Raw genomic sequence first — 2652 nt, 5'->3', positions numbered from 1 at the left:
GTTCCGATCACTCGCGTCCTATTCCCTGCCCGGCGACCTCATGGCGGGGCTGACGCTGGCGGCGATCGCGATTCCCGAGCAGATGGCCACCGCGCGGCTCGGCGGCTTCGCGCCGCAGATCGGCTTCTTCGCCTTCATGGCGGGCTCGCTCGGCTTTGCGCTGCTCGGCGGCAACCGTTTCCTGTCCTGCGGCGCGGACTCGACGATCACGCCGATCTTCGCCGGCGGGCTTGCGGCACTGGCCGCCACCGGGTCGCCGGACTATCAGGGGCTTGCGATTGCACTGGCGCTGATGGTCGGCGCCATGATGCTCGCGGGCGGCGCCTTCCGTCTCGGCGGCATCGCGAACCTGTTGTCGGTGCCGGTCATGGTCGGCTTCCTCGCCGGCATCTCCGTCCACATCATCGTGTCGCAACTGCCGGGCGTGCTCGGGCTTGAATCGCCGAGCGGGCCGATGCTCGATCGCATTGGCGTGCTCGCTGGCCAGCTCGGCCGCACCAATCCCTTCACGCTGTGCATCGGCTTGGGCGTGCTGGCCCTGGTCTTCGTCTCCGAGAAGGTCAGCGCGAAAATTCCGGGCGCACTGATCGGGCTGGTCGCCGCGACACTGGCCACAATCGCGCTCGGCCTCGAGAGCAAGGGCGTCAACGTCGTAGGCAGCGTGCCGGGCACGCTGCCGCGACCGACCCTGCCCGAGCTTGCGCCGGAGCTGTGGGTGCGTCTCGTCCCGCTCGCCTTCGTGATCACGGTCGTGGTGATGGTGCAGACCGCCGCGACCACGCGGTCGTTCCCGTCCGATCCCGACAAGCCCGCCGACGTCGACCGCGATTTCCTCGGCGCCGGCGCCGGCAGCGTGCTGTCCGGCCTGTTCGGCGCCTTTCCCGTCAATGCCAGCCCGCCGCGGACGGGCATCGTCGCGGAGACCGGCGGACAATCGCAGCTCGCGGGCCTTGCCGCCGGGACAATCGTGCTGGCGCTGCTCGCGTTCGGCACGGGACTGTTGCAGCACGTTCCGGACGCGGCGCTCGGCGGCATCCTGCTGTTCGTCGCGCTGCGCATCGTCCGCGTGAAGCAGATCGTCACGATCTACCGCCAATCCCCAAGCGAGTTCCTGCTGATCGTCGCCACCGCCGCACTGATCATCGTGCTGCCGATCCAGCAGGGCGCATTCCTCGGCATCGTGCTGTCGCTGCTGCACGGCATCTGGAGCACCACACGCGCCAGGCTGGTCGAGTTCGAGCGCGTGCCCGGCACGACAATCTGGTGGCCGGCGCATCCGCACATCACAGGCGAGCGCATCGCAGGCGTCGCCGTGATCGGGCTCCAGGCGCCGCTGTCCTTCCTCAACGCGCCGGGCTTTCGCAGCGACGTGACCAAGGTGCTCGGCGCGGCGACGCCGCAACTGCTGGTGCTGGAGGCGAGCGGCATGGTCGAGATCGACTTCACCGCCGCACAGATTTTGCTCGAATTGTTCAAGGCGTGCAGTGAACAGGGCGTCACGGTCGCGCTGGCGCGGCTGGAATCGGTGCGCGCCCAGGACGCGTTCGAACGCTTCAGATTGTTCGACGCCCTGCCCCGCGAGCATGTCTTCCACAGCGTGGACGAGGCGGTGCGCAAGCTGGCGAAATAGCGGCGTTCACTGCACCAGCGTGGGGTGATCCCGCTGTATCGTTTCGCGGATCCAGCTGGCGTGGATCGCGCGGAACAGGATCTGCGCCGTCTTGAGATCGTTCGCCTTCATGCAGAGATCGACGATGCGATGGACCGCGTCATCGCGCATCAATCCATCCGAGATCTTCATCGCGATTTCCATCGCGACCTTGGCCGCGCGCTCGTAACGTTCGCTCTCGCGCTTGTCGTTGCGCGCGGAACCTGCCGCGCTCGCGGCCGCGGCGTCACAAATGGCGCGGATACGCGCGGCGGCTTCGATGTCGCCGAGCGGCCCTTCGATCGTCTCGTCCCATATGTCCGCCAACTTCTGCCTCGCGAACCACTTCATCGCCCCACCACCTGCGGTCTTCCAGCCGCCGTATTACCGCTCTTCAGGCTCGTTCAGCGTAGAGAGGCCTGTYGAGATCGGCGAGGCGATTTTCCACCTCGCGTCCTGGCTCGATACGCATTCAGGACGTCCGACGTGGTCCGATGGCCTCGAACTGTGCCTTCTGCTCGTCAGTCAGCGTCCCGTAGAAATCCTCCAGCGCTGCGCGAACCGACTTGACGCCGTCGAGCATCAGGTCGAGCCGCTTGCGGACCGCGGCCATTCGCGCCGGCGGCGTCATCACGTCGTTGGGCTCGCAGGCCGCCTTGAGCGATGCGCTGACCCTGGCGCTGGTATCCTGGAGCACCTGTAGCGCCGCGCGCTGCGTGTCGTTGGGGCGCAGCCGCGCCTCGATGTCGGCGCCGGGCCAATCGAGCAAGGCAGGCGCACCGCAATTCTGGACCAGCGATCCCCCGGTGTTGTTCGAAGCTGTCGTACGACGCTGGTCCTCGGCCAGTGCATTGAAGCGCGCCTTCTGCTCGTCCGTGAGCGAGCCGTAGAATTTATCCAGGGCGGGCTGAACGAGGTCGACGGCTTTCGCCATCGCCTCGATGCGCTGCTGCATCGCCGTCAGCCGACCGGGCGCCGTCGCGGCGACCTGCACCGGGCAGGAC

The 2652-nt window shown here is 67.4% G+C and carries 3 protein-coding genes; 1 reads left to right on the top strand and 2 read right to left on the bottom strand.

The features are described from left to right. The coding region (locus tag AC1D00_RS35720; RefSeq protein ID WP_477013907.1) for a SulP family inorganic anion transporter at positions 1–1630 on the top strand (1630 nt) is incomplete at its 5' end. A gap of 6 nt (positions 1631–1636) precedes the next feature. On the opposite strand, the gene AC1D00_RS35715 is transcribed toward AC1D00_RS35720, so the two are convergent. Beyond that, entirely contained in the window at positions 1637–1999 is a 363-nt protein-coding gene (locus AC1D00_RS35715) for a hypothetical protein (protein ID WP_404553712.1), read from the bottom strand. 121 nt (positions 2000–2120) lie between these two features. Continuing rightward, a partial coding sequence (locus tag AC1D00_RS35710) for a Spy/CpxP family protein refolding chaperone (protein ID WP_477013906.1) occupies positions 2121–2652 on the bottom strand: 532 nt, incomplete at its 5' end.

The organism is Bradyrhizobium sp. P2_E8 (assembly GCF_056403875.1).
The sequence above is the reverse complement of the archived record's forward strand: the minus strand, read 5'-3'. Positions and strand labels throughout refer to the sequence as shown.

What these genes read in the sequence shown, in the direction of transcription:
- AC1D00_RS35715 (WP_404553712.1), bottom strand. Translation starts at nt 1,999, where the DNA reads ATGAAGTGGTTCGCGAGGCAGAAGTTGGCGGACATATGGGACGAGACG.